This window comes from Methanobrevibacter sp. (assembly GCF_045646205.1).
Taxonomy (GTDB): Archaea; Methanobacteriota; Methanobacteria; order Methanobacteriales; family Methanobacteriaceae; genus Methanocatella.
This window is the reverse complement of sequence record NZ_JAZRKF010000019.1, coordinates 106,030-132,754: the sequence shown is the minus strand read 5'-3', so window position 1 is coordinate 132,754 and position 26,725 is coordinate 106,030. Positions and strand designations below refer to the sequence as shown.

22 protein-coding genes are annotated in these 26,725 nt (G+C 29.6%); 4 read left to right on the top strand and 18 right to left on the bottom strand.

Annotated features, from left to right (window positions below; translation table 11 throughout):
* The first annotated feature begins 143 nt into the window (after positions 1–143).
* Complete coding sequence (locus ACKI44_RS04235) at positions 144–836, top strand: class I SAM-dependent methyltransferase (protein WP_407421866.1); 693 nt, start codon at positions 144–146, stop codon at positions 834–836.
* A 65-nt stretch (positions 837–901) separates the two neighbouring features.
* Here ACKI44_RS04235 and ACKI44_RS04230 read toward each other — a convergent pair whose 3' ends face one another.
* On the bottom strand, positions 902–1,303 hold the full coding sequence (locus tag ACKI44_RS04230; RefSeq protein ID WP_407421864.1) for a hypothetical protein: 402 nt from the start codon (positions 1,301–1,303) through the stop codon (positions 902–904).
* 90 nt (positions 1,304–1,393) lie between these two features.
* Here ACKI44_RS04230 and ACKI44_RS04225 point away from each other — a divergent pair, with 90 nt between their 5' ends.
* Together ACKI44_RS04225 and ACKI44_RS04220 are read left to right on the top strand one after the other, a co-directional pair.
* The gene (locus tag ACKI44_RS04225) at positions 1,394–2,380 is read left to right on the top strand and encodes a HisA/HisF-related TIM barrel protein (protein WP_407421862.1); all 987 of its coding nucleotides are present in this window, start codon (positions 1,394–1,396) and stop codon (positions 2,378–2,380) included.
* Positions 2,381–2,731: 351 nt separating this feature from the next.
* Entirely contained in the window at positions 2,732–2,956 is a 225-nt protein-coding gene (locus ACKI44_RS04220; protein WP_407421860.1) for a hypothetical protein, read from the top strand.
* Positions 2,957–3,004: 48 nt separating this feature from the next.
* Here ACKI44_RS04220 and ACKI44_RS04215 read toward each other — a convergent pair whose 3' ends face one another.
* The 13 genes from ACKI44_RS04215 to ACKI44_RS04155 form a co-directional block, all read right to left on the bottom strand.
* Positions 3,005–4,069 carry a hypothetical protein gene (locus tag ACKI44_RS04215; protein ID WP_407421858.1) on the bottom strand — a complete coding sequence of 355 codons (1,065 nt, stop codon included), beginning with the start codon at positions 4,067–4,069 and terminating at the stop codon, positions 3,005–3,007.
* A gap of 554 nt (positions 4,070–4,623) precedes the next feature.
* Entirely contained in the window at positions 4,624–8,112 is a 3,489-nt protein-coding gene (locus ACKI44_RS04210) for a hypothetical protein (RefSeq protein ID WP_407421856.1), read from the bottom strand.
* A gap of 662 nt (positions 8,113–8,774) precedes the next feature.
* On the bottom strand, positions 8,775–9,857 hold the full coding sequence (locus ACKI44_RS04205) for a tyrosine-type recombinase/integrase (RefSeq protein WP_407421854.1): 1,083 nt from the start codon (positions 9,855–9,857) through the stop codon (positions 8,775–8,777).
* A gap of 364 nt (positions 9,858–10,221) precedes the next feature.
* Complete coding sequence (locus ACKI44_RS04200) at positions 10,222–11,568, bottom strand: hypothetical protein (protein WP_407421852.1); 1,347 nt, start codon at positions 11,566–11,568, stop codon at positions 10,222–10,224.
* A 462-nt stretch (positions 11,569–12,030) separates the two neighbouring features.
* Positions 12,031–13,236, bottom strand: coding sequence for an ATP-binding protein (locus ACKI44_RS04195; RefSeq protein WP_407421850.1), 1,206 nt, complete (start codon positions 13,234–13,236; stop codon positions 12,031–12,033).
* Between the two features lie 156 nt (positions 13,237–13,392).
* Positions 13,393–13,752: a hypothetical protein gene (locus ACKI44_RS04190; RefSeq protein WP_407421848.1), complete on the bottom strand. Its 360-nt coding sequence runs from the start codon at positions 13,750–13,752 to the stop codon at positions 13,393–13,395.
* A gap of 92 nt (positions 13,753–13,844) precedes the next feature.
* Positions 13,845–14,036 carry a hypothetical protein gene (locus ACKI44_RS04185; protein WP_407421846.1) on the bottom strand — a complete coding sequence of 64 codons (192 nt, stop codon included), beginning with the start codon at positions 14,034–14,036 and terminating at the stop codon, positions 13,845–13,847.
* Positions 14,036–14,353, bottom strand: a complete 318-nt coding sequence (locus ACKI44_RS04180; RefSeq protein ID WP_407421844.1) for a hypothetical protein — start codon at positions 14,351–14,353, stop codon at positions 14,036–14,038. Before ACKI44_RS04180 ends, ACKI44_RS04185 begins: the two co-directional genes overlap by 1 nt.
* Before the next feature lie 283 nt (positions 14,354–14,636).
* Positions 14,637–14,843 carry a hypothetical protein gene (locus ACKI44_RS04175; RefSeq protein ID WP_407421842.1) on the bottom strand — a complete coding sequence of 69 codons (207 nt, stop codon included), beginning with the start codon at positions 14,841–14,843 and terminating at the stop codon, positions 14,637–14,639.
* Positions 14,844–15,326, bottom strand: a complete 483-nt coding sequence (locus ACKI44_RS04170) for an HNH endonuclease signature motif containing protein (RefSeq protein WP_407421840.1) — start codon at positions 15,324–15,326, stop codon at positions 14,844–14,846.
* Positions 15,327–15,352: 26 nt separating this feature from the next.
* Positions 15,353–15,553 (bottom strand): hypothetical protein, encoded by a 201-nt coding sequence (locus tag ACKI44_RS04165; protein ID WP_407421838.1) that lies wholly within the window; start codon positions 15,551–15,553, stop codon positions 15,353–15,355.
* Positions 15,554–15,561: 8 nt separating this feature from the next.
* On the bottom strand, positions 15,562–16,530 hold the full coding sequence (locus ACKI44_RS04160) for a hypothetical protein (protein WP_407421836.1): 969 nt from the start codon (positions 16,528–16,530) through the stop codon (positions 15,562–15,564).
* Positions 16,531–16,578: 48 nt separating this feature from the next.
* On the bottom strand, positions 16,579–18,078 hold the full coding sequence (locus ACKI44_RS04155) for a DUF2828 family protein (protein WP_407421834.1): 1,500 nt from the start codon (positions 18,076–18,078) through the stop codon (positions 16,579–16,581).
* Between the two features lie 685 nt (positions 18,079–18,763).
* Here ACKI44_RS04155 and ACKI44_RS04150 point away from each other — a divergent pair.
* Positions 18,764–19,483 carry a hypothetical protein gene (locus ACKI44_RS04150; protein WP_407421832.1) on the top strand — a complete coding sequence of 240 codons (720 nt, stop codon included), beginning with the start codon at positions 18,764–18,766 and terminating at the stop codon, positions 19,481–19,483.
* Here the strand turns inward: ACKI44_RS04150 and ACKI44_RS04145 are convergent.
* From ACKI44_RS04145 to ACKI44_RS04130, 4 genes are read right to left on the bottom strand one after another with little or no spacing between them, the layout of a single operon-like run.
* The gene (locus ACKI44_RS04145) at positions 19,477–21,531 is read right to left on the bottom strand and encodes a P-loop NTPase fold protein (protein ID WP_407421830.1); all 2,055 of its coding nucleotides are present in this window, start codon (positions 21,529–21,531) and stop codon (positions 19,477–19,479) included. The two genes, ACKI44_RS04150 and ACKI44_RS04145, sit on opposite strands and share 7 nt — an antisense overlap.
* A 25-nt stretch (positions 21,532–21,556) precedes the next feature.
* Positions 21,557–22,327: a hypothetical protein gene (locus ACKI44_RS04140; RefSeq protein WP_407421828.1), complete on the bottom strand. Its 771-nt coding sequence runs from the start codon at positions 22,325–22,327 to the stop codon at positions 21,557–21,559.
* Between the two features lie 39 nt (positions 22,328–22,366).
* Positions 22,367–24,244, bottom strand: coding sequence for a DUF4062 domain-containing protein (locus ACKI44_RS04135; RefSeq protein ID WP_407421826.1), 1,878 nt, complete (start codon positions 24,242–24,244; stop codon positions 22,367–22,369).
* Between the two features lie 22 nt (positions 24,245–24,266).
* Positions 24,267–26,651 (bottom strand): RyR domain-containing protein, encoded by a 2,385-nt coding sequence (locus ACKI44_RS04130; protein ID WP_407421824.1) that lies wholly within the window; start codon positions 26,649–26,651, stop codon positions 24,267–24,269.
* Between the last annotated feature and the right edge of the window lie 74 nt (positions 26,652–26,725).

Here is a 26,725-nt window from a genome sequence, read left to right as displayed (position 1 = left end):
CATAGGAAAGATTTAGAATTTTTCCTAAAATCTTATTTTTTTTGATTAATTATTTCCAGAATCCAATATCTTTTTTTAAAAGCAATTAATAAATTTAGGTATACCTAAAAATTTATATATTAACTTCAATATAATATATAATCATGGGATTTTTTGACAATATGCGTAAACCGCAGGGAAAACTGGGAAACATACAGCTGAAATCAATGAACAAGGAACACACGCCCGTTTCACTATGGGGATTGAAGCACTTGGATATCAAATCAGGCGATATTATTTTGGATGTTGGCTGCGGTGGCGGAATAAACATTAAAAGAATGGTTCAGGATGCCAAAAAGGTCTACGGGATTGATTACAGTATAGAAAGTGTGAAACTGTCAAGGAAAGTCAATGAAAAACTGATTGATGATGGAAAGGTTGAAATCATGAAAGGAAACGTCAAAGACCTGCCATTTGAAGACAATAGCTTTGACATTGTAACTGCTTTTGAAACTGTTTATTTCTGGCCGGACATTGAAAAATGCTTTGGGGAAGTAAAAAGGGTCTTGAAACCCGGCGGAATCTTTTTAATTGGAATGGAAACAAACGGATCTGATAATTTCATCATGAAATTCTGGAAACATTTCATAGATATGGAAATGTATGATGACGGAGAAATAAGAAATTTCCTTAAAAACAATGATTATTCACAAATTACAGTTTATTTAAGGGACGCTAAAAACAAAAAAGAAATAATTAAAAGCGACGGCAGTGAAAAAAGGGTTGATGATGACTATGACCACATTTCATTTTCAGACCGTTTCGTCCAGTGGGTTACTGTAACCGCACAGAAATGATTATCTTCCGTTTAAATACCATAAACATTCCATTTTCTATTCATAATTAGCCTTTGTAATATCAACTAGTTAAGTTTTTTAAGTGCCCTGAATAGTTTTTTCCGGGTGGTAAACAGGTGAAGGCCTAAAAATACAAGACTTATGACAGAAGAGCCCTTGTGGATATGTGACATCTTATATCCAAAAATTGTAGTGTTTTTCAATGATTTGCGGCTGGAACATATCCCGGTAATAATTGTTGCGGCCAAAGAAAATAGAAGGCCGAAGTGAATGAAAAGATCAACTGTTCTTTTAAGATCGTATTTTCCCTTAAAAATTGATTTGAAATACTTTTTATTGAAATTGATGTGTAAAATCACTAAAAATATCAGTCCTATTCCTAAAATTTCATGAAGTAAAATCGGAAGGGATACGAATTCCAGTATTATTGTCACGCCCATTAATATGTCAACAGCAATCTTTTTCATGAATAATTATTTATTTTTAGAATTATTTAAAATTTTAGTTATGCCTAAATAATAACTACATTTAAGAGACTTGAAAACATATGATAATATATGAAAGACATATTCGATGAGTGCAGATTCGGTGATTTGACACTTAAAAGCAGAATTGTAAGAACCGGTCTGTGGGAATCACAAAAGGAAATGGGAAATCTCTCCCCGGAAATATTTTTAAGGTATGAAAGACTTGCCAAAAACCATGTGGGGCTCATTGTAACGGAACTGATTTCAATGTATGCCCATGACCGCTTCAGCGACTACTCACACTCCATTAACAATCCAAAGTTCATCAAGGAGTTCAGATACCTTACAGAAATCACCCATGAAAATGACGTGCCGATTTTAGCACAACTGGGCTTTGTAAACTGCAACGTCAACGGAAAGCAGAACGTTGACGTTAACGATTTGACAATTGAAGACATAAGACAAATCCAGTCAGACCATATTGTAGCCGCAAAAAAGATATCCTTTGCAGGCTTTAACGGTATTCAAATAGCTATGGGAAACAGCTACTATCTTTCAAAGGTAATTGACTCAAAAGAAAACAGAAGGCATGATGATTATGGTGGAAATACCTTTAAAAGACTTAAAATGGTTCTGGAAATCATTAAAGTAATCAAGGACACTACCGGTTTGCATGTGAATTGCCGTTTGAATGCTCAGGATGACGTCTTAGAGATTGCCGAATTGCTTGAAAAGTACGGTGCAGACAGCCTTCAGATTACAAAACTGTCCTCTCCGCAGCACTTCAGAAAGGATTCCGGCGATAAAAATATCCTGTTTGACATTACTGATGAAATAGCAAGAAGAGTGAATATTCCTGTAATTTTAGGCGGAGGATTATCTGATATGAATTCAATCAATGATTTGATTAACACCACAGACATTGAATTTGTATCCATGCAGAGGCCATTTGTCTTCAATCCTACATTTTTGAGTGAATGGAAAAACGGCAGTGAAGTTGAATCATTATGCAGGACATGCAATAACTGCTACTGGAAAAAGACCAGTACGTGCCATATAATAGCTGAAGAAGAATAATTCATGCTAAAAAAAGATTAAATAAGTTAGAATCAGGGATTCTAACTTTTTTCATGTGCGAGATACAATGAACATGATGCCATACATTAATGTGGTGAATAGATCTGGTGATTCTAACTATTTTATAAATAATTCTGTGACAGAACTAATTTAGTATAAGATATTAATAATATTTAATCTTATCTATTAAGCAGAAGCTCCATTAAATTGTTCTGACTCATAAAAATTGTCCTGAGTGATAAAAATTGTCTTCACTCAAACTTAAAGCTTTAAGAATTTTTTTAAATTAAAGCAATATTTGGCTCAAAATCACCAAAATATTTAAGCTATAACATTAGCATAGGGTAAAACATGAAAAATGACAGTTTTGATATTCCTGTGATTGAAGAAATTACATTAAGAGATATTCCATATGCACAGCAAAAAGAAGAGATAATTGAATACTGCAGGAAAAAGAAAAGAGTTTTCTTGTCTGAAATTGCATACGACTTAAAATTGGATTTAGGAGATGTTTATAATATTATAAATGAATTAATTGAAGAAGGGATACTGGGCGTTAGAGATGACTCCTATTGAGAGAATACAAAAATTAAAAAAAGTAAAAATAAATATCAATAGCTGATTCTATCGATATCTATCGTTTCTATATAGGCTTTTAGGACCTTGTCTTTTTTGTCTTCTTCTTGCATATCTTATTTTATTGAATAACCTGATTCCAAGACAGATTATAATAATCAGCAATGCAATTACAACAATATAATATAAAGCGTTGAAGATAGCACCTAAAATGCCGCCATCATCTTCCTGAGGAAACTCTACAGTACCTAACCTTTGATACTTAGGAGCTATAGGAATATCTCCACTTTTAAATGTTGTTCCATTGAATATTACATTATCTGCTGCTCCTCTGGTACTCATTCCGAATGTGGATCCGTCATCATTGGAGAGTGTAATGTTTGTAATATTACCTTTAAATGTAGAGTTATCGATTTGCTGGAAGTAGAATGTGGTAATGTCTCTTCTAACCAAACCGTAAGCGTCTGTAATTTCAAGTTTGTGCATAGTCTGTTCCTTGTCTGTTGCATTCATCTGAATGTCGCCTGTTCTTACATAGGAAGGCTTGTTAGGAACGGATATATAGTCTCCGGGATTCAATTTACCTGTGAAATGTGTAGTTGCCATTGCAACCCCATATCTGCCGTCAGGAGCTTTAATAAGAGCGTGTCCTCTACCATATGGATTTTTTATGTCCTGAATCTTTTGTAAGGTAGCGTTATCAATGGTATTGTTTGCAATCATTTCACCAGTAATGTTTTCGATTTTTTCATTGTCTACACCATCGTCAAGACCACCAAAACCTACGGTCCATCCGTCATTGGTTACGATAACCTGACAGAAGTATTTTCCATCTGTCTTATACTGTTTGATTGCATCTTTTCCATGCCATGTAATATTTTCAATATAAATATCAGCACCACTAGGAGAATCTCTTCTAAATGCCATGATACTGTCATTTCCATCAAGCTGACACACAATGGAACAGCATCCAGTTAATTCTGACTCGTTCGTCTCATCCAAAAGAAAATTTAAATCTCCATATTCGGGCTTATATTCTGAAGCATATGCACCTATAACGGAAATAAAAATTATTAAAATACCTAAAATCAAGAAAAATTTTTTATTATCCATATACACACTCTTTATAAATTTTTAATATGTATTAATATCTATTGAACAAAGTATAAAAAGGTTTGTTTTAAATTGCTTAAATGAATAGTTTAGTATAATTAGAATTATTTTTTAATCTCAGATTTACTTGATAATAATTTTTTAAAAATGCATGATAATTTTAATATTGACATAATTTTTAGAAATTATTATTGCTGCAGAAGAAAAAAATAGAATATGTTTAATAAAAATTAGCATTTTAAAAGTATTACATATAAATCATGCTGTTTGGTTCCGTTGCCAGAGGTGACGACAATGAATAATCAGACATTGATATTCTAATCGTATCTCCTATGCAGATAAAATCAAACCGAAAATTCATAAAATCGCCTAGATATAATCTTTGAAAAAGATGAAGTTATATCTCCAAGACTCATGACTGAAGAACATTTCAAAAAGACAAAAGATTATCCATTTTTAAGCAATGTACTAAAAGAAGGTGTTCAAATTGGATAAAGTAAAAGACGCTTTTCTATTCATATATTATTTTAAAAAAATAAAAAAATAGGTACAATTCAACTGTTTACAGTTATTTTATTGGAGATATTGTACCCATTATAGCTGGAAGTAATTATATATTCACCAGGCATTAAATTAATGTCGAGTTTGCCGTCACCGTTAACGTCTGTTGTTCTTTTATAGAAAATACCGTTGATGTTGAAGTCAATGGTCTGGTTTTGATAAGGATTGCCTTCACCATCCAAAAGATGGGCTGTAAACTTGGATTTATCACCATAAGTCATGTTCAAGTCACTTGCAGATAAAACAGACTTTACAGTGATATTATTAGACACCATACATGTCTTATATTCGGCGGTGATAATATAGTCTCCAGGAGCGAGATTAATGTTTAATTTTGCATATCCTGATTCATTGGTGCTTCTTGTGTATAAAACGCCGTTGATATTGAATGTTACGTTTTCACCGGCACCTAGAGGATTTCCATCTTCCCCGATGACTCTTACGACATATTGTGAATCATTTCTATAGTATTTCACCAGATCGGAGTTTTCACTGAATCTGGAGAGTACCGTGATGTTATTTGCATGCATTTCACCGGTAACTGAATTATAGGAGGTTATGACATATTCACCGGCCATCAGATTGATGTTCAGCTTTGCACTTCCGTTAACGTCAGTTGTTCTCTCATATATCACTCCGTTGATGTTAAATGAAACCTTTGAATTGACCAATGCACTACCATCAGAATCCTTAAAGCTTGCGTAAAACTGAGATTCGTTTTTAAATACCTTAATCAAATCCTTTGCATCAACTGTAGAGAGTACATCAACTGTAGAATAAACTGTAATATTATCAGCATTAATGGTTGCGTTATACTCTCCAGGGTTTAGATTGATGCCGACACTTGCAGATCCGTTTTCATTGGTCACTCTTTCATATTGAGCGCCGTTAATTGTAATATTAACGCTTTTATTTGATATCGGATTGGATTGGGAGTCTAAAACATTAACGATGAATCTTTGAGAGCCGCCGTAATATTTGGTTAGATTGTCTGCAATCACGTTAACGTCAGCTATTGGAAGGTCATATCTTAAAATAACGTCATCAAAGCTTGCGTTTACATAAGCTCCGTAATCTGTGATGCGGCAATTGAATGATTCGCCTGCTAAAACAGAGTCATTTTCAAGAATAACATTTTCCCCGCTTAACTTTAAGGTAATTTCAGGCATATCAAATGATTTAAAAGTATTGAACTGGTCAAAATAGAATTTAACAGATGCATCTTCACCAATCATGGTTTTATCGGCCATTGCATTTAAATAAAGCCAGTTATTAGCATAATCGTTTAATGATTCATTAATATTATCTTGCGTGTTTCCAAACCAGTTATTTATAAATAGAACAATTGAGTTATTTAAGGTGGTTTCATCCAATATTACTGAATTTAAAATCTGTGAATTGTCAATATTATTCATATAAATGTCATTTGAAAGAAAAACGTTTTTTGTGATGACATTATTGTCTCCGTTATTTAGATATAATGCAGAGCCGTTGACACATGAATTATTCACGAAAACATTGTCAGCTAATGTAATGTTATCTCCAATATGATATATCGCTCCGCCTTTCTCTGTTGCGGTGTTATTTATGAATGTGGAGTTTACTATGATTCCGTTGTCTCCATAGCTCCAGAATATTGCTCCGCCGTTGTAATGGGCAAAGTTATCGATAAATGTGGAATTAATGATTTTTGTATTCAATGCCTTATTGATAAATATGGCAGCTCCTCCTTCGTTATATGCACCATTATTAACAAATACGCAGTTTATAATACCCATATTGCTTCTACTTCCCATACCGACAGCCGCTGCACTGACCTCAGCAGTATTGTTTTCAAAGTATGAATCATAAATACGGGCGTTCTGACTCAAGAGAAGAACCGCACCGGTATATTTGGCGGAATTGTTGATAAACTTACAGCCTTCAATGACTGCACGATTGTCTTTTATATATACTGCAGCAGCCTCAACTTTTGCAAAATTGTCTATAAAAGATGAATTGAATATTCTGACGTTATATCCGTCGACAAATAAACCTGCACCAGTATCGTTGGTAAATGAATTGATAAAGGTACAGTTTTCAAATAATCCGTAATCTCCTCGGGTATATACTGCCCCACCAAGATTTTGAGCAAAACTGCCTGTGAATGTACAGTTGGCGTACATAACCCAGTTTCCGGTAATATATGCTGCACCACCATTATTGTCTGTGAAAGCGTCTTTAAAATTAATGTTGGCTAAAGTAATACTGTTTCCAGTGATATTGAATATTCTTGCAAGATTTTTACCGTCAATCGTATGATTATTTCCGTTAATTAATATACTGTGGTTAATTTTTACTCCATTAACAAAAGCACTGTCTGTTGTTTCATTAAATATAAAATCATTTTCAAGATCAAGCGTTTCTGAAGCTGAAGAAATTTTATAATATAAATATTCAAATGATGTGAGCTTATTTTCATCAACGGTCAGATTATTGAAATCCATATCTGGACAGTTGTTGATTTTAGACATGATAACGCCCTTTGCTCCTCCATTTAAAGCGCTTAGGGTGTCATTATTAAGCTCAACAATAGGCAAAAGATTATTTTTATCGTTATCATTGACATAACCCTGAATGCCTGTCCAGACCTCACTTCCATGGGAATTATTTACAAAGTATTCTGTGATATATTTAACCCAGTCTGAATCCTTGTTGAAATTGCCTCTGTATGCCAAAGGCATTACTACATCAAAATATTTGGAAATTTCTGAATATTCAATACCATAGACCGGTTCAAGCATGTTTATTTCAGGCATTAATGTTGCTGATATGATTATATCCGGATTAATTTTTCGAATTGCCTCACAAGATTCCTTTACAAAATATGTAATGGCTTCTTTACCGCCAGGATTTTGCCATGCGGAATTGTAAGAATATTCAGATCCTGAAAATCTTAAATAATCATAATGTATACCTGCAATTCCTTTAGTGCGGGCATAAGTTTCAAGTTCTGCTATTTTACTGTCAAAATATTTGTAGTTGACGTTTCCTCTCCAGTCAACCGGTTTTATCCAGCTACCCCCATAATAGAAAATTTGAGCCCAAATGTGGATGTTGATTCCATATTCCTTGGCCGTTAATGCCAGGGATTCTACAAATGACTGATTATACTGTTCGTAAACGCGATAATTCAATAAAATATCTGTTACGCCATGTTCGGATAAATCAGTGAAATTCAAATCCTTAACATCGGATGCTATTGCCCAATATCCATAATGGGTTGAATTTAAATCGTCTGAAGATGAATCTTCACATATTACATTATCATTATTTTCTTCACTAACCGAATACGTATCATTGCTCTGGAGCTCTAAATCGTTAACTGATAGCAGATTATCTTCACTGACAACTGTATCATTAGTATTATCCATTGCACTGACAGAACTTACAGAAAATGAAAAAATAATTAATATTAAAAGGATAATTATTTTATATTTCATCTAAAACCTCCCATTAGATATATTTTTATAGATATTTTTTATTAAATTTTATTAATTTTTATAAATTTTATTAAATTTCATAAATCGGAGCATAATCCTATTTTTATAGGGATTATATAAAATAAATTAAGCGTATTTTTTTAATTAATTGCTTTTAAAAATTCTTTTTAAAATAAATATGTATTTATAAAGAGTTATTTTTTAAATAAAGGCTAATTTGAGCTTTTTTTATTAATAAATTCCGTTAGTGTAAAAATAGATTAGTCGGCATAGTATTTCCGTCTATATAATATAAATATATTATTATAGGTATAGTGGTATTAATGCTTATTATAGGTATGATAGTAGTAATGGTATAATTAGTAATGTATGTATTATTAGTAAATATATATTATAAGTATTAGTATATATTTCAGTATAATAGTATTATACTAATTTATGTATTGATACATATTTCCATATTTACAGAAAGTATATATTATACATATTTTACCACTAATACTCAAATAATACGAAGAAATAGGTATAAATCAACTGCTCCATATATATCAAGCTGTTGAAAAACACTATTTTCTTCAAAATATGCTCTTTTTTATTAAAATTCATGAAATTTAATAAATTTCATCACTCAATATAATATTTAAAATTAAAAATTAATAAATTTAATGATTGAATCTCATACTATTAACTTTTAATTTCTGTTTCATCTGCTCACGGTCAACATGAATATATTTGTCGGTTGTCTGTGAGTTGGAATGCCCTGCAATCGTTTGAACTTCAGCAACAGTCAAAATTTCGGCATAATGAGACAGTGCAGTGTGTCTTAATATGTGAACGCTGACATTTTTTGCGTAATCTACAGGACAGTCAATATTATCGGATAAAACTCTCTCATCAGTAAGCTTTGCATACTTCTTGATGATATCCTGGACTGCACGTTTACCGATACGTTTACCTTTCTGATTTAGGAAGAGTTCTTCACGCTCAACTTCCTCAGCAGCTTTTTTCCTTTGAATTACAGGTCTGTAGACATCATGAGTGTTTTTTCTAAGCTTGGTGATTCTATCATAGATCATATCATTGATACTGACCAGTGTGTCATAGGTAATGAATGTTGTACGGTCTTTCAGTTCACCTTTTGTAGTTTCTGCTCTTAGATATACTTCAATGAATTCATTGGTGTCCATTGGAAGCTCATAAAAACCCTTCTCATCCAAGGGAACCTGAATGTCAGTCTTATTGAGGAGTACCAGTTCCTTGAGCCTGATACCTGAGTCAAGAAAAGTGGCGCAAATTGCATAATCCCGTTTATTTCCTTCCAATTCGATTGTTTCCAAAAGATAATTGCTTTGCGGACGTGTCAGGCTGATTTTTTCAATTCTTTTTTTGGCAGTTTCTGGATCTTCAGCCTTGACCTCAATAATGTCCTTCATTTTGATTGTATCGTGCTGGATTTCTTCCTGAACATCTTCGGAGTTGATGAATTCCAGAATGTTCATCATATATGTTTTTACAGTGGTCCTTTTGTTTTCACGATTTTTAAGGCAGTGTCTACGATACTGACGCAATTGCTTTTTGACATTGGAGTCAGTTAATTCATCTATGCCTCTCTCTTCCAGAAAATTAATAAACTTGGAAATGTTAAATGTCTGTTTTCGGATGGTTTCTTCAGTTAAGTTTTTTACTTCTTGTTTTTCCTCCAAGTACTCTTCTAAGTAATCATTTAGCTCATCGGTAGCTATCATAAGCTTTTTCACCTTCACTATATTTTACTCAAACCCTTGTTATACTATTGGATTTTTTAGTATATAAAGACTTCGTATCTTTTCTTTTTTAACGTATATTATTACATAAAATATACGTTTCTTTTATATATAAAATTGGAAGAATTTTCCGATTCTTGGGGAAGTCCTGAAAGTATAGTAAGACATATACATCAAGTGGTTGAAAAATGGTGATTTCGTTAATTTTTGAATTTTTGATGAAAAATTTTTGATTTCTTGAAATTTTCAAAAAAATATTTTATAATATATCTCGATTACGTATAATATATAATTTTTTTATATTATCTAATTAAATTTAATTACATGTAATATATAGGGACTGTCATCATGTTTGTTGATTTTTTTCGTTTTTAATCCAACCATTTCCTTTATGATAGATTTGATTAATTATTCCTTCTTTAGTTCTATATTTTCTTTTATATGCTTTTGGCATTGTTCCTCCAATATAATTTTCAGTTTGATTATTAGTACTATCTAATCGATGGTTATATGGAAATTCAAGATAATATAAAAATTTTTTATATCTTGGGAAAAAATTTTTTAAAAGATATTCTTTAAAAAATTCGGGAAAAGTATTAATATTCATTTTTAATAGTTTTATGTAGGATAATGCTTTATAGTATGTTCTTTCTTTAAATAAATAGTAAAATAATTGTTGATAATATCCTATTTCTTTTTTATCCTTTTTTAGTAGTGTTTCTACTTCATTTTCTATAAATTCTGAAGATTCATTTTCATAGATTTTTGTTAGTTTTTGAGTGTATTCTGCTTTTAATTTTCTGATTTCTGTTTTAATAAGTTTGTTAATATTTAATTTAAGATGAAATATGCATAATTGATGTCTTTTAAATTCTAATTCGTCCATTACTTCTTCGTAACCTATTTTTAGGTCTGTAACGATTGCCATTCTGTCTTTTTGTTCGGTATTTTGTTTGATAAACTCACGAACAATGGGCATAGTCTCTTCATCTGTTAATAATTCTGCAATTGGCATATGGTGATATATATCAAATAGAACATGCCTATAATACCATGTTTTTTCTATTTTTATCCATTGCGCATCATATCCGTAATATCTGCTTAATTTGGGAGTATCGTAGCGAATATAATTGTCTTTAATCACTATTAATGATTTTCGAACTGTTTCATGGGATAATTTAAGGTTATTAAAGATATGATAGTATTCTGTAATGTCTCTGAGTGAAGACCAGTTTAATTCTTTAGTTTTAATTGCTTTATCCTTTAAATCTTCAGAAATATTGCAGTACGGTTCATATTGTCCTTTAAATTCTGTTTGGGATGTCCTGCCACATTTTTTACATTTATATCTTTGTACTTTAACAGTGCCTCTAAAATCATCGTTTATCCAATCACGAGTCGTGTAATTCCATTTAACAACATTACGAGAATAACAATGTTTACAAAAAGGTTTAACATACCCAATTATACCTTTTTCATTAATAACAAATTCCTCATTTAAAGGAGGATTATTAATCACCTCAGAATAAGTATAATCATCCAAATCCAATTTTAACTGAATATCAGATGACTTTGATGATATTTCATCATCCAGCATTTCATCACACATAGGTTCTGGATCACCAAAACCACAAAATATTAATTGTTGTTCAGATATACCTTTAATAGGAAAGGCTTGTTTTTTCAGTAGCATAATATTAAATGAGTCTTTCCAAATATATAAACCTAACCATTCTTTTTTTCAAAAAATAAATAATAAATATATATAAAAAATAAAATAAATAAAAATATCATATATAAATCAAAAAAATAACAAAAATACCATCACCTAATAAAGAAAATAACAAAAATAAAAAGAAAAAAATTATCAAAAATCCCAGTACAATATAAACCTTTCGATGAAAAATAAATAAAAAAATAAAAAAACAAACAAAAAAAGATTAATCCATGAAAAAATAATAATTAATTGTTAATTATTTAAATTAATCATTATTTAATCATTAAAGAATAAACAAAAGAAAAATATAAAAAATTTAATTTCTAGTTGTTTCACCAACAGACAAATTGACAGTCACATCATACTAGTTATTCAATTTCCAGCCTAATGATTTATCAGTGAAAATAGATTTATTTCTTACTTTGAAAATTTTATCAACTATTCAATTAAAGAATAATCTTTTAGAAAATCCACTAAATTCAAATGGATTATTCCATCACGAGAAAAATCAACATTATCATAATAGGAAATTACATATTTTGGAAAATTATCTTGAACCTTTAATAAAGGCCTAAATTCTCTTTCACGTGTTTCTTCATGACTTAAAGAATAAGTAACTTGAATATATATAGTTTTATCAAATTTTCGACAAGCAAAATCTATTTCAAAATTATCAATTTTTCCAATTTTAACATCCCAATCTCTTCTTAAAAGTTCAATGAAAACTATATTTTCCAAAATTATTCCAATGTTTTTTTCATTTCTTCCCACCATAGCTTGACAAAAACCATGATCAACAACATAATATTTTTCTTCGAGTTTTAATATATTCTTTCCTTCTAAATCCATTCTCTGAAGTTTATAAATGAAACAAGCTTCTTCTAAATATTTAAGATAATTATAGATTGTTTTACGACAAATTGTTATATTATATTGCTCCAAATATTCAACAATACTTTGGGCTGAAAAGGTTTTTCCTACATTATCTAAAATAAATGTCACCAATCTACTTAAAAGACCGAAGTCACGAATATTATGGCGGTTTACAATATCTTTAGTGAAAATTGAATTAAATAAATCTTTTAAATATTCCAATTTATAATCTTCATCCAAGGATAATACAATTGGCATTCCCCCAAATTTTAAATATTCTTCAAATGAAGAAGTTGGAATATTATTTTCTTCATTAAATTCCAAATATTCGTTAAATGAAAAGGGTTTCATTTTGATTTCAATATATCTTCCAGTCAAATGTGTAGCCAATTCACCAGATAACAAATTAGAATTAGACCCTGTTATGTATATATCACAATCATAAATTATTTTATATCCATTAATTGATTTTTCCCATTGATCAACATTTTGTATTTCATCAAAAAATAAATATATTTTACCCTCCAAATCATGCACCAACTCTTTGACAAGTAAATCCAATTCACGAGTATTTTCTACATTATTAAATGAAGGGTCTTCAAAATTGATTAAAATTATATTATTTTTATTTATTCCTCTTTTAATTAATTCTTCTCTTATCAATTTTAACATATAAGATTTACCACATCGTCTAACACCAGTAATCACTTTAATCAATTCATTATCTATTAATTTTGATATTTTTTTCATATAAATTTCTCTTTTTACCATATTATCCCCTTTATTTTTTAAACTATATTGTAACTTATAAGTTCATATAATATATAAATTTACTGTTATTGTAACTTGTAAGTTACTACATTCTAAAAATTTACTGATATTGTAACTTGTAAGTTACTACCTTCTAAAAATTTACTGATATTATGACTATTCATTTATAAACACATCAATCAGCTCACAAATCAAATGAAATTTGTCAGATTCTGATATATCCCATTTTAATAACGTTTTATCCTCATAATCATCAAAAACCTCTTCAACATTATAAAAATACTTATGATGATATAATTTTTTGTTTTTGAATAATTCCTCATGCAATAGCCAAGTATTTAAATCCCTATTTTTTTTAACACTATCTCTATTATACTCATCTTCCAAATATTCAACCAGATGAACAAGCTCCTGAATTTCATCAAACTTTTCGCAATGAGTGGCGGCATTTTCAACAGCATCACACAAATTTAAATAAGTTGTATAAGTCATTTCCAAATTAACATTATCTGCCATTATTATCACTTTTCCTACATTAATTTTAAATAAACATCATATAATTATCAATTTTTTAATCAATACTCTCAAATTTTACTTTTTTACTAATTTTATTTTGCACGAGTTTTGTAATCACATCCTTTTGAAAGTTTCAATATATATTCCTGAATTTCTTCGTCGAAGAAAAAGTCTTCAATATCAAAATATTCCTCTCCAATAAGGACATTAATAGGTAAATCGTCAATCTTTAATTCTCTTAACAAGATAATAATAAAATCACTTAATAATAACATATTAATCATCAATGCCCTTTTGAAAAAATATAGTTTACATAATCTCTTGCAGCAATATAATTTGGGTTATCTTCTTCAAATAGCTCTTTAAAATCATCGAAATTATTTAAAGGAATTAAATCATTTTCTAAATCAATCTCTTGTAATTCTTTGATAAACCCCGGGTCAAGTTCTAATTGATTTTCACACTCCATTAAAAAATCATCGAAAATATCCCAAACTTTTTCAGGAGTATCTTTAACTCGATCTAATCTGTCTTGCAAGCAAAAAATCTCATGCATTGAGATTTCAACAAATTGCATCTTTTTCCATTTTTGTTTAATCATACCACCTTCAATAATCGTGATTTAAATTATTAAAGTCATATTTTTCTACACATCTAATTTTACGTGGTTTATTGTTTTGTGAATTAATCCAGCGATTAACAGAATGCCACCAATGAAAATTTTTTAATTTATAAAATTCTAAAGGTTTATATGGTCCTTTAAATGTATATTCACACAGGATATGGTCTCCAGATTTATGAATAATTAGAGAATCAGCAACATGATGCTGTTTATACCGTCTACTGCGCAATTCATCACCTGTTTAAAAAAAATTTCATTTTAACTAATGGGAGAGCGAATTTGTTTTAATGATTTCTGATTTATCAACACCTGATACTTCAAAAATGGTTCTGTCTCTTTCATCAATTATTTGAGAAATATCATAATATCTCCCATTAATTTCGACTTTAATTATTTTACTTCTATTAATTAAAGCAACAATTTTTCTAAATTTTGAAAGTCTTAAAACATCATCCAAATCTATAATCATTCAATCACCCTTTTTAATTAATTCAAAGTCACCTAATTCAAAAACGACATATTTTTCTTTTTCAATAATTTTTGAAATATCATATAATTTTCCATTAACTGATAGCTTTACAACCTTCGTTTGGGTTTTATTGAGTAATTTTATAATTTTTTTTAATTTAGATATTTTTAATTCATTTTCTAATCTAAAATTCATCAAAACACCTTTTTTATTGTTATGTTTTTTAAAGTGATTTTTCTTTAAAAATTCGGCGAATGTTTTTGGATTGACGCTGGAGTTTTCTTTGTGATATTGAATATGATGTTTGTTGCACAGCAATACGATATTATTTTCGTTATAATAATCATCATTGCTTTGTTTCGCCTTTCTTATATGATGAGGAACAATATTTTCAGTTGTACCACAAACAAAACATCTATTTTCCTTTTCTTTTAGTTTTTTAATTGTTCCCAGAAATTTCCAGTAATTAGGATTAGTTACCATTTTATCATCCAATTATAAAATAGCTTCTATTCTGTCGTTGTTGAATTTTTATAGTCTATGAGAAGCTTTTCAAAAAAATTCCTTTTCTGATCCTCCAAATCTTTAATGATATAAAAGACCTCTTCTATTTCGAAAAAATCGTTTGATTTTTCGCAATATTCCTCTAAACATTCAATGGTTTTGTTATATCTATTCTCAGAGAGATAGAAATCAATGTATTGTGGCATTTTTCCCCCTAAAATGTAAAATCATATTTTCCTTTCAATATATCATCCAATTCTTCATCAGATAATCCAATATCGCCCTTATCAGTGTCAATTACTTTAAATGCCTTATCCAATTCAAATTCTTTAAACGGTCCTAGAATTTGATTTGTATCTTCATGAACCAGCATGAAAGGTTTTTTTGAAATCATTTTGATGAAATTTATTTCATCATATGGCCTATAAGCTTGTACATCCATATAAAGTTCATATTCACTTTCTATACTTGGAATAGAGAAGTCATCATTGTCTTTCCAAAAATTTAACGCTTTAAATAAAGTCTTGTTTTTATCACTTAATTCATACATTTCATTAATAAAACTTTCTTTAGACAAGTTTAAATCAACATATTTAATTTTTTCAACTTCATCATCCATGGAAAATGTTAAAAATAAAGGATAACCAGTTAAACCAATGATGTAGTGATTACATAGTTCAATTGCCATACCATTGTAAAATTTGGGAGTTAAAAACAGCCCTACAGTTCCCAAGCCATAAAAAAGCAAAATAGGATTAATAATATAAACGCTATAATTATCTTCAGGAACTTTATCGATCCAAGCTTTTATTTCCTCCCAGTTGTGGAAATAGGGGAAAGTAATAGTTCCTCTTATGGTATCTGCATATCTAATTTTACTTACATCCGGACATACTTTAATTGAAGAAGAATGATCAAATGAAAATGGATTTAACTCTCCAATATAACCATACTCATTTTTACCGATTATAAAATTCTTATAATCTGAACTGAAAAGTAATTTGGATATGAATGGGTCTCTTTTAAACAGATTATTTAATTTTTTGTTAATTCCGACAAATTTATAGAAAATTTTCCATTCTTCAAAATCATATGCTGACCCGTGTTCCTCCCCCATTAGCCGCAAGTATTCCTTTTCATTGACTTTATATTTATCTTTCAGCAGTTTTTCTCGTTCTAACATATAATACTCCTTTGATTATGACTTTTTTAAACAGTTCTTTTATTTAAACTAAATTTTAATTTGATTATACCTTTCACCATCTAAAGTTTCAATTAATACCTCATAAGGGTCATATTTATTGCTCATAACCATTTTCAATACGTTTTGGCTAAATCCGGAAAGCAATGTAACTCCCAATTTATTTTCTCTAAGAGGTATTGTTTTAGTACGGGAATTTACATTCCAAAAGATTAATCTTGGCAAATCATAGCCTGATTTGTTATATCTTTCCCTTATTTCATCGAACAATGGCTTTGTTAACTCATGGCGATTGTATCCCCGAGCAAGATCAAATTCCATGTCGGATATTATCAGAATGTTTTTAATCATGTAATCTTTTTGAATATTATTTTCAACAGCTACACCCAGTATTAAATCGAAAACTGCTTCAATATTTGTATTGGCGATTTCATCATGTTTAAAGGCTATTTTCAGTTTTTCCTGCAGGTTATCAGCTTTACTTAAATCTACAAATTGAGGGTTAGCTGAAAAGGTGATATATTTGTCTTTGTAAACACCAATGTTGTGTTCGGAAGTATATATTGCAAGGGCATTGGCAACGTCAATAGCTTTTGTGTTTCCGCTGACTGGCATCATCATGCTTCCGCTGCCGTCAGCAACGACTAAAGTTTCACTCAAAGTTAAATCTTTAAGATTATCCCAGGCCAGCTCCAGAGTTTGGTCATATTCTCCAACTCTCATCCAACTGGTGCAATACTTTGAAACAACGTCAACGGGAGTAGCTACTTTCATATTTATTTTTTTATAGCCTTTTTCAACAGATTCCAAGTATTTCAATCTTCTTTTTTCATCATGCTTTAGAAAAGCGTTTTTGTATTTTAAATTGGCTAGGGATGGGACATTTTCGTAATTAATAGCTCCCCATTGATTGGCGCATGCATATACTTCAGTAACTTTTAGATATTTTCGTAATTTGGACAATAATAGACGGTATCGTCTGGGAGTCATGTCCAACAGTTTTCTGACTCTTTTAGCCAATGCTTTTGTGTTTTTACTACTTGCATTTTCGCTGGGTAACCATTTGCCCAATAATGAAATTGGCTGATTATTATCCATTCCAGTTAAATCAGCATCCAGCTGCTTTTTAATAATATCCATAATATTTTCATCGATAACGTCACTAATGCCTATTAATGAGATAAGATCATCCCATCGGCCGTATTCCGGTATGTATCTTAAATTTTTTAAAAATAAATTAATATCCAAATCTGCCAATCTTTTAAAGCAAATTCTAAATAAGCGTCTTTCTCCAAGACCTTCAAGTATGTCCCTAGCAAAGAATAACCATTTTAATGCATATTTTTTATCCTCATAAAAAGCATTATCAAATAAAAGTGTTATCTCTTCTTCATCGCATTGGCGAAGACTGCTTACTGCATAGTTTAAATCAAGCAATGCAGAATTACTAGTTTTATATCCTACTGCACCATTTTCGGTGATAGAAATATTTTCCCTCTTTTTTAACTCTTTTTCTACTAGGTTAAACATTTACATACCTCTTTTGTTTTTTTTTCAAAGTACTCTAGTGTTTTCTGGCACATTTGATTGCTGTTGGTACTTTTTAATTAATTCAAGATGCTGCATATCTATCCATAATCTTCAATATTGAAATTTTTGCTGTCAGCATCTTTTAACAGGCCAAGATACTTATACAAATAGTAATCAGCTATTTCTTCAATGTTAGTTGCTGTAAAGTATCTTTACGAAATGATTTGAAAGTCTGCTTTAAACAGTAAATCCATATTATGGGGGGTGTATCGGCGGTTAACACCTTAAAACGAGATACATTAAATGTCCAAGTTCAGTTCAATAAAAATTTTGCTGTTCGTATCTCTAGTGGGGAGACTCAAATTAAACGGTAAGGTTAATGAAATATCCCATGGTTTGGAATTATCCAGTAATTTTCTTAAATATATTTTTTCTTTAATTTTGATTTACTGAATGTTAATTCCTTTTTTGTTAATAGTAAGTATTGTTTTTCTTATATTTATAGTTTATCTAATTGTCCTCACTCATAAAAATTGTTCCCACTCGTAAAAATTGTTCTGAGTGAAACATAGTATTTAAAGTTAACTGTTTTAGAAAATAAGATTCGTTAACATCTACATGATTGATATTGTTTATATTACTTAAAAATTATATATCGTCGATGATAAATATAATATAGATTGTAATGAAAAAAATTATAAAAATACTATTGGCCATATTGATTTTTCTTATTGCTTTTGCGGGAATATCCGCTTATATGCTGCCTGAAGTACATAATACTGAAACTTTAGACGAATACACATCAATTATCGGAAGTAACTCCAACGGTACGGTTTATAAAATAACATGTGGCAACAACTCATCTGATGATACTGCAGTCGTAATATTGGGCGTTCACAGCCTTGAAAACGGTACTCACATAGCCACTAACGAGTCAATAATTAATTTTACCAAAGAAAATAGCCTTAACAAAAAGTTCATTGTCTATTTCATCAAACTTAATTTAAAAGACAGCGGCCAAAATATTAGTGATTATGATACAAACAGACACATGGGAGAACTCTTAGCCCATGAATATGTGCTTCCGGATATTGAAAAATATGATCCCTATGTTGTCGTTGACGTTCATGAAATGGAGAATTATTGGGATTTGCAGAGATATGTTGGCGTTATTGACAACAAATCAAGCACAACAATGGAGTATGCTTACAGAATTGGTCAAAACTTAAGTTATCCGGTTAAAACAATCAATGCAGGAACATCACCTGAATGGGTAACTATACCTATTGCCAAACATAATCATAATGTAATTCTATTTGAAACCGCCCAGGCCGACACACAGTTCAATAAAACATTAACTGCAATAAATCTGATCAGGACAATTGACAATATGCCTGTTTACTGAGGGTTAATGTTATTTTTATTCTTAAATTCTTGTGATTGGTCAATAAATGTTTCACAGAATTTCTTTGTTTCAATTGGGAGGATTTCATTAGATTTTATTCTGGACAAGGTATTTTCATAAGCATCCAATCCATGATATTTATCCAATTCCTCAAAATCAAAATTCCATTCATTATTGTTTGTTGTTTGGAAATTGTTTAATAAAGTTAATATTTCCTCATCTGTTTTAACGCTATTTCTTATGTGTTCATTAACATTTTCTTCATCATCAATCAATTTCCAATAACATAAGATATCCGCTAAAAATGCTTTGTTTATTAAATTATTGCATTGACAGCAATCACATAATTTGCTTATTGTCAGTTTTTTAAGTTCATCAAGTTGCTTGAAGCTGTAAGATTCACCAAAGTTGATATTTTCACTTATATTTGAATCAGATGAAATTGAATAGATATGTTGTGTATGGGTAAGCAAGTTATTTTCATAGCCACAGCTTTCTTTTAAAATAGCATGACATTTGTTTTTATCGTCTATTTTTTCAAATAAGTTATCCAAAATAATTTTTAACAGTCTTCTTGAATCAGGATATAAATTCATCTCATCCCCACATCTCAATAATGCTTTAATAAAGAATTCACTGTTTTCCTTTGGTATTTGAGGAAGTAATTTTAAAAAGTGATATAATAAAGAATGATTGTAATCCAAGTTAGTTTTTTGTGTGAAAACTTCATATATTTCAATTTCATTGTCCATTTTAACTAATTTATCCAATAGTAAGGTACTGACTTCGTTATTTTCAAGAGATAATAGGAAATATTTGTCAATATGCTTATCGCTGCATGCATTATGATTTTTATCCCATTTTTCATAATCAATATTCGTTTTACCTCCAAGTATAGGAAAAATGAAGCTCAATAATTCTATTAGATTTTCATTTTCTTCAAAATCATTGAGTACATCAGATATTTCCTGATCAATATCAACATCATTTGTCTTGAATAATCGATTATTGGCCGTTAACAAATCCTTATGATTTTTTATTTTTAAAAATAAGTCATAATCAAATAGCTGTATGGCCAGCATCAATATGAAATCATTGATATTCAGTTCTTTGACAAATATCTGCCAATAGAAATTTAACAGGTTAGTGAATTTCTTTAAGTCACGTATATCCTTAATAAAAAGGTTTAAAAAATTTGAAACTTTGATAAATTCATGATAATGATTTATAAAGTCTTTTCCCATGTAATCTGAATAAATAGGTTCTAAATTTTTCTGAATCAATTCGTTTAACTTTGATTCGCTTACTGGTGGAATGATAATTGGAATCTGTATGATTTTATCAATAAACTTATCTCCCTCTTCGGAGTTAATCTTATCCAATGATTTTTCTATGATATTTTTATCAAAACTAAGAAGATAAATAAAATTGTTAAAATTAGCTAGGGATTTGACTAATGTAAATATCTGATTAATTTCAGCATCAATCAAGCGTTCAATATCGTCTATAACCACAATAACCTTAAAATTTAATCTTTCGAAATATTCATTGCATTGATTTTTATAAAAACTCAATGAATCGGTAGCGTCTACTGAATGTGAATAAATATCATTAACTTCATGAGTATCATCTAAATTAAGTTTAATATAATTAGAATAATCTTCCAACACTTCAATTTCTGTTTTTCTAAAGATAGTCCTTTGTGGAGACATTGTTCTTTCTATAAAAGACTCTTTTTCTGTTTCTTTAGTTTTCAATGAATCAATTATTAATTTGAAAAATTCTAAGAATAGATTTTTTTGGTTTGAAAAAAACCATGGATTAAAATGCACAATGATGAAATTATCTTCATCATTTTCACTTTCAATGTAATTTAATGTTAGATTAATCAGGGATGTTTTTCCAGATCCCCAATTTCCATTTAGGCCAATGGTTAATGGATATGGTTCGGAATAATCCATTATGCTTTTTGCCAATTTTTTGGCAAAATCTCCACGATTTAAAACATCCTCATTTTCATTTTTTATTGCAATATCTACATCAAACATTCAATCACTACTTCAAATGTTAAAATTAATCATATTCCTGAATTTCTTTTTTTAAATCGTTGAATAAAGTATCCAAATCTTTATAAAATTTTAAAAATTTATTTTCAGTCTCCTTTCTAGTTTTAGGACCGGAAATTTTATTAATAAAATACAAAATATTCTTTTTACTAATATTAAATTCAATATATTCTCTTTTTACACTTTCAATATCTTCGTCATCGTTAACTAATTTTGGCTTAACAAATGAAAAAGAATGATTTTCATCCCTCAAAGCAATATCGGAAAGCTGAATTATTATTGAATTAAATATGTATTTACTGTTTTTTACATGAATACTGTCATTTTCATTGAAACTTTCGGCTTTAGACCATAATTTTAAAAATTTTTTATAAAAATTAGGTGTTAATAGTCTGAATACTTTTTGATGTTGCTTCCAGTAACTTAATACCTGAAGAAGTAATAGTAAAACATCATCATCGTTATTTTTCTTATATATTTCATATTCATTGAATATATACTCTAAATCGATTAATAAATTAGCGGAATTTGTTGGTATGGAAGCTAACTTAGTAGATTTGTAAGTTTTATTATTATAATAGCTGCTGACTAAAATTGTAATAATTCCAACAACAATAGCTGCAAACACACCACCGTCTTCAAATTTCAGATTAAAAAATGTGTTAAAGAATATTTGGTCATTGACTGTTATTATTTGTATAGGACAAAAAGCCAAAAATACAACAATTATTGCTATTGTTCCAACAATTAGATATATTTCGCTATTTTTCAGGTACATATTTTATATTTATTTATTTTTTATCTATTTATATCTTCTTTAAGTCAGATTTGCATATCTTTTTAATGCAGCATCTTTAAAGCTTCCATAATAGAAATCATGTTTTCCTTCTTTTTGAACCATAAATGGCCTAACCTGCCTTAAAGATATCCTTATTATGTCTTTAATATATTTATCATCCAATTTGGTTTTAATTTTTATTATAGATACAAGTTCCTGTTCGGATAAACCTAATTTAACCTTTGATAAATGGTAAAAAATTAAAGGAACAATTCTTGTTTTACCTTTTAACTTTTCATCTTCTTCCAATCTTTCAAGAACATGATCAAAAGCAGTTTCGGGAGTGTCCCCAAATTGCTCAATCTTTGATTCCAGCTGATTATGTGACCCTAAAAGACACAGTTCCGTGAGTAAAATTTTTAAATACAATGGGTTTCCGGAGCCCTTTAAATGACAAATCTTATCGATTTCCTCATTATCCAATTCTTTTAAGTAATTTTTTAGATAACTTTTAATTAAATCACGTTTCTCATCATCATTTAACTCATCTATTACGAGATAATCACTGGAAATATTTTCATTTTTAATGTGCAGTGATAAATTCTCATCATCTGAATTATCGGTAAAGCTAATAATAATTTTTAAATTGTCTGGAAGTTTTGGAATCCATTCAAGCATATCCAATCCGTTTTCCATCTGATTAAGCGCATCAATGACTATTACGGAATCGCCTTTTCTGGAAATTTCTTCGAGTATTTCACAGGCATTATTTTTTAATTCATCGTAGTCATTAGGATAAATGTTTTTACTTTTATCTATTCCTGCCTCATCAATAATTGATTTCCATAATAAATAATTATCCAAACTTAAATTTGATGTTCCACAAAACCGTTTATATAATTTTTTATTGGGATAAAGACTTCCAAAGTTATTGGTGAATTTAGACAGAAGCATTGTTTTGCCGTAACCTGGTTTAGAGATTACTGCATATGTAGTCCTTTCCTCACTTTCCACATATTTTTTAAGTGATGTCATATAATTAAATCTTTCAATGAAATTCTCATTATTTTTATAAATAAATATGTTCTGCTTGTCCAATTCTTTATCTATTCTGGAGTCATAATCAATCTCTTTATTGTCCGGAAAAGCCTGCGTGATTTGCTCTTTTAACTGTTCGATAATAACATCTTTGAGAGGTTTATTTCCACATTTGAAATTTGTTAATCTTCCTTTATCAACTGAATTTCCGTAATGGGAAAGTTCCCTAAGAGTTAAATCTTCATTCCATTGCCCACAATATCTGTTAACTTTAATGTGAAGTTTATCTTTAGAATCATCATTATTTATTTCCTCTTCCTTATTTAAGATTTTATTTTTGATTATTTCTAATTTTTCATCATCTTTGGTATTGTTGCCATAGACGCTTTTCTGTGCATCATTGAGCTTATCAATAAAATTATCCTGTCTAAAGAAAAAAAGATTAAATTTTGTTGGAGGACAATATTCTATTTTACCATCATTTATTTTTTGATACAATGGGGAGAATATTGCATGTTCAATTTCAATTTCAGTGAGTGATTTATTGTTTACGAGTTTCTGGATTGAAGGATACCTGTTTTTTGTTTCCTCATTGATATCATGTTTAAAATTTGGAATCCATCCTCTTCTTTGACCTATAAAACAAATAAAAAATGGACGGCATTTGTCAATATGACGAAGACAGGTACCTACAGTACCCTTGTTTTCACTTTCCTCTTCTGTAATGCCCCATCTTAAATCAATATCTGTTAAATGGATTTTTCGTTTTTCAGCCCAAAATTTAAGCTCGGGAAAAACTTCCTTTATAAGATAATCCCTTTCAGCATGCATATCATCAAAGGTGCTGCTAATAAAAACTGTAGCCTTTTGCCATTCCACTAAAATACACATCCCCAAATAATTAATCTGCACATGGGAAAGGATAGTCTGGATTTTCTTTTATGATTTTTAATCCAGCATCCTGATTTGAGCATAAATCTGGAAGTTTTTTAATGGTGTTCTTATTAAATTCACGTGTTGACTCATCAAGGTCTTTCCATTCGCAAATGTTTGGATTGGTTTTATCTTCTTCGGATTTCTCCCCTTCTTCCCAACCAAGGTTACGTTTATAATCACACCATTTTTCATGTTCTTTTTTAGCAAGACATTCAATTTCTTTTGGGTTGAATTCAGTGATGTGAATTCCCTCATCTTTTTCAAAAACTATGTTGTATCCATGTTCTTTAAGGAAATTTATAATGAAATCTGCCTGTTTATAATTAAAATATTTCTGCTCATCACTTAATGAATCAAATGGAATATCCGAATTAAAAACCTCATTATAATAATTATGCAATTCAATGCTTAATAAACGTGTTTTATTAAATACAACTTTTAAATCCACATTTGATAAAATTTTAACAAGGTTTTCAATGGTTTTCTTATTATCCTCCTGAACAGATGAATCTAAATTTTCCCAATCATCTAACAATGGATGAATTAATTTTTTATCATCTTTATCCTTACCCGGACTCCAACCGGCTTCTATTTTTTCACTACACCAATCCTTGTGTTCAAACATTGCCAAATCATTTATCTCATTATCCGACAATATATATTCATCTCTTTTATCTGATTTAAATGCAATTTCACAACCGATCATTGATAAATTTTTAGAAATGGATTTTGCCTGCCTCATATTGGAATATTGTTCCGAAGGAGTCAATGATTCAAATATCTTTTCAAGTTCTTTGTCATCGCCAGTTATTTCTGAATAATATGCATAAATTTGAGCAGGTAACTTATCTATCGTTGTCATTAAAATATTTGGAGTTCTAGCTTCCCTATATGTTATATCTTTCATTGTTATATTGTCATCTTCAACATTCGTTTTAATGGTTAAACCATCTTTAAATACCTTTTGCAAATCTAAAACTTTATCTAACAAATCCTTTTTTTCAATTAAAAATGAAGACCCCATAGGTCCGCTTTTAACTATATATTTGACATATAATGAATCTTCGGTAATGTCTGTGATTATATCAGCGACATGGTTTCTTTCCTTGTCTACAACACCCAGAGGCTTACGGTTCCATTCCTGAAGTTCATCGCACAATATTAATAAAAATGCAATAGGACTTTTTTCGGGTGATAAACTGGAAGCGTTATACGGATCTTTAAATAATACATTGCGGAAGAAATTATGCAATAATATTGCAGATGCACTGTCCACAATCGGATAAAAAAAGAAATCATAAGTCCTTTTATATTTTTGAATTAAATAACCATATGAGTTTAAAACCAATATTGAACTGAAAAATCCATGGTCAATGAATCCACTGTTTTTCATAATTGTAACAAAATTGTCCAGATTATTTACTAAAGGAGTTAATTCAATATTATCTTTTATGACATATTTTTCTTTTTCACAATCCTTTTTATTTTTATTTGATTCTTCGATTTTTTGTAATTTTTTATTTTCTTCAATCAAATATCCTTCTTCAGGTTTTAAATCTTCATAAATTTTATAGGCCATTAAATGAGTAGGTTTGAATAAATTTAAAAATTTAGATTCAGGATAATCATTTCTAAACTTATCAGTAAAATCAGACTTTCTTTTCACAATTGTGTTGAAACGGCTGAAATCCTTAAAGTCAATAGCGGTGTCAACATTGTATGAGTTATCAATTGATCTAACCCCGTCATTAATGAATTTTTTCATCTGTTTTCCAATAATTTCAACAGGATAACCAATGTCATGGAAAAGTGATGCGATTCCCCAGCGATATAAAAATTCTTCATTAGAAACTTCAGGTTTATTTTTAATATCTTTTTTTAAGTTTTCTTTTTTACTGTTCTCATTTTCAATCCGATAATATTTCTCATAAGGACTTTCACGAACATATTTTTTGAAATAATCCCTGTATTTTTTATTTTTTGAATATATTGCCAAACCCAATAAGAATACATTTACTGAGTGAAGAAAATGATCTCTCTGCTTATCAATCAAATCTCCAGTATTTTCTTCATATTTTCCCATTATCTCAACAAGATTCAGGAGAGTGTTTGACCCGTCTTCTGATGAACTTGAACCTTCGGATTTATCTTCATATTTGATTTGGTATATCATGAAAAAATACTTATATATCTCCTTTGCATTCTCTGTTGTTTGATTACTTAAGAAATTATCGACATATGTCTTTAAACGTTTCTTATATTTATGTTCATTATGAATATCATCATATAATTCAATGTTGTTGAAAAATTCATCAATGTATTTATTGAAATTGTCACTAGTTTTGTTCATGATAAACCCTCATAGAAAAATAATAATTTTATTATAATTCAACTAATAAGCCCATAAAATTAGTTGTCTTACAA

Bases quoted from the DNA above. Each gene is read 5' to 3' on its own strand.
- ACKI44_RS04200 (WP_407421852.1), bottom strand. From the start codon at position 11,568: ATGCTACTGAAAAAACAAGCCTTTCCTATTAAAGGTATATCTGAACAA.
- ACKI44_RS04130 (WP_407421824.1), bottom strand. From the start codon at position 26,651: ATGAACAAAACTAGTGACAATTTCAATAAATACATTGATGAATTTTTC.
- ACKI44_RS04215 (WP_407421858.1), bottom strand. From the start codon at position 4,069: ATGGATAATAAAAAATTTTTCTTGATTTTAGGTATTTTAATAATTTTT.
- ACKI44_RS04230 (WP_407421864.1), bottom strand. From the start codon at position 1,303: ATGAAAAAGATTGCTGTTGACATATTAATGGGCGTGACAATAATACTG.
- ACKI44_RS04185 (WP_407421846.1), bottom strand. From the start codon at position 14,036: ATGATTAATATGTTATTATTAAGTGATTTTATTATTATCTTGTTAAGA.
- ACKI44_RS04145 (WP_407421830.1), bottom strand. From the start codon at position 21,531: ATGTTTGATGTAGATATTGCAATAAAAAATGAAAATGAGGATGTTTTA.
- ACKI44_RS04195 (WP_407421850.1), bottom strand. From the start codon at position 13,236: ATGGTAAAAAGAGAAATTTATATGAAAAAAATATCAAAATTAATAGAT.
- ACKI44_RS04175 (WP_407421842.1), bottom strand. From the start codon at position 14,843: ATGATTATAGATTTGGATGATGTTTTAAGACTTTCAAAATTTAGAAAA.
- ACKI44_RS04210 (WP_407421856.1), bottom strand. From the start codon at position 8,112: ATGAAATATAAAATAATTATCCTTTTAATATTAATTATTTTTTCATTT.
- ACKI44_RS04165 (WP_407421838.1), bottom strand. From the start codon at position 15,553: ATGCCACAATACATTGATTTCTATCTCTCTGAGAATAGATATAACAAA.
- ACKI44_RS04190 (WP_407421848.1), bottom strand. From the start codon at position 13,752: ATGGCAGATAATGTTAATTTGGAAATGACTTATACAACTTATTTAAAT.
- ACKI44_RS04140 (WP_407421828.1), bottom strand. From the start codon at position 22,327: ATGTACCTGAAAAATAGCGAAATATATCTAATTGTTGGAACAATAGCA.
- ACKI44_RS04155 (WP_407421834.1), bottom strand. From the start codon at position 18,078: ATGTTTAACCTAGTAGAAAAAGAGTTAAAAAAGAGGGAAAATATTTCT.
- ACKI44_RS04205 (WP_407421854.1), bottom strand. From the start codon at position 9,857: ATGATAGCTACCGATGAGCTAAATGATTACTTAGAAGAGTACTTGGAG.
- ACKI44_RS04180 (WP_407421844.1), bottom strand. From the start codon at position 14,353: ATGATTAAACAAAAATGGAAAAAGATGCAATTTGTTGAAATCTCAATG.
- ACKI44_RS04220 (WP_407421860.1), top strand. From the start codon at position 2,732: ATGAAAAATGACAGTTTTGATATTCCTGTGATTGAAGAAATTACATTA.
- ACKI44_RS04150 (WP_407421832.1), top strand. From the start codon at position 18,764: ATGAAAAAAATTATAAAAATACTATTGGCCATATTGATTTTTCTTATT.
- ACKI44_RS04235 (WP_407421866.1), top strand. From the start codon at position 144: ATGGGATTTTTTGACAATATGCGTAAACCGCAGGGAAAACTGGGAAAC.
- ACKI44_RS04170 (WP_407421840.1), bottom strand. From the start codon at position 15,326: ATGGTAACTAATCCTAATTACTGGAAATTTCTGGGAACAATTAAAAAA.
- ACKI44_RS04160 (WP_407421836.1), bottom strand. From the start codon at position 16,530: ATGTTAGAACGAGAAAAACTGCTGAAAGATAAATATAAAGTCAATGAA.
- ACKI44_RS04225 (WP_407421862.1), top strand. From the start codon at position 1,394: ATGAAAGACATATTCGATGAGTGCAGATTCGGTGATTTGACACTTAAA.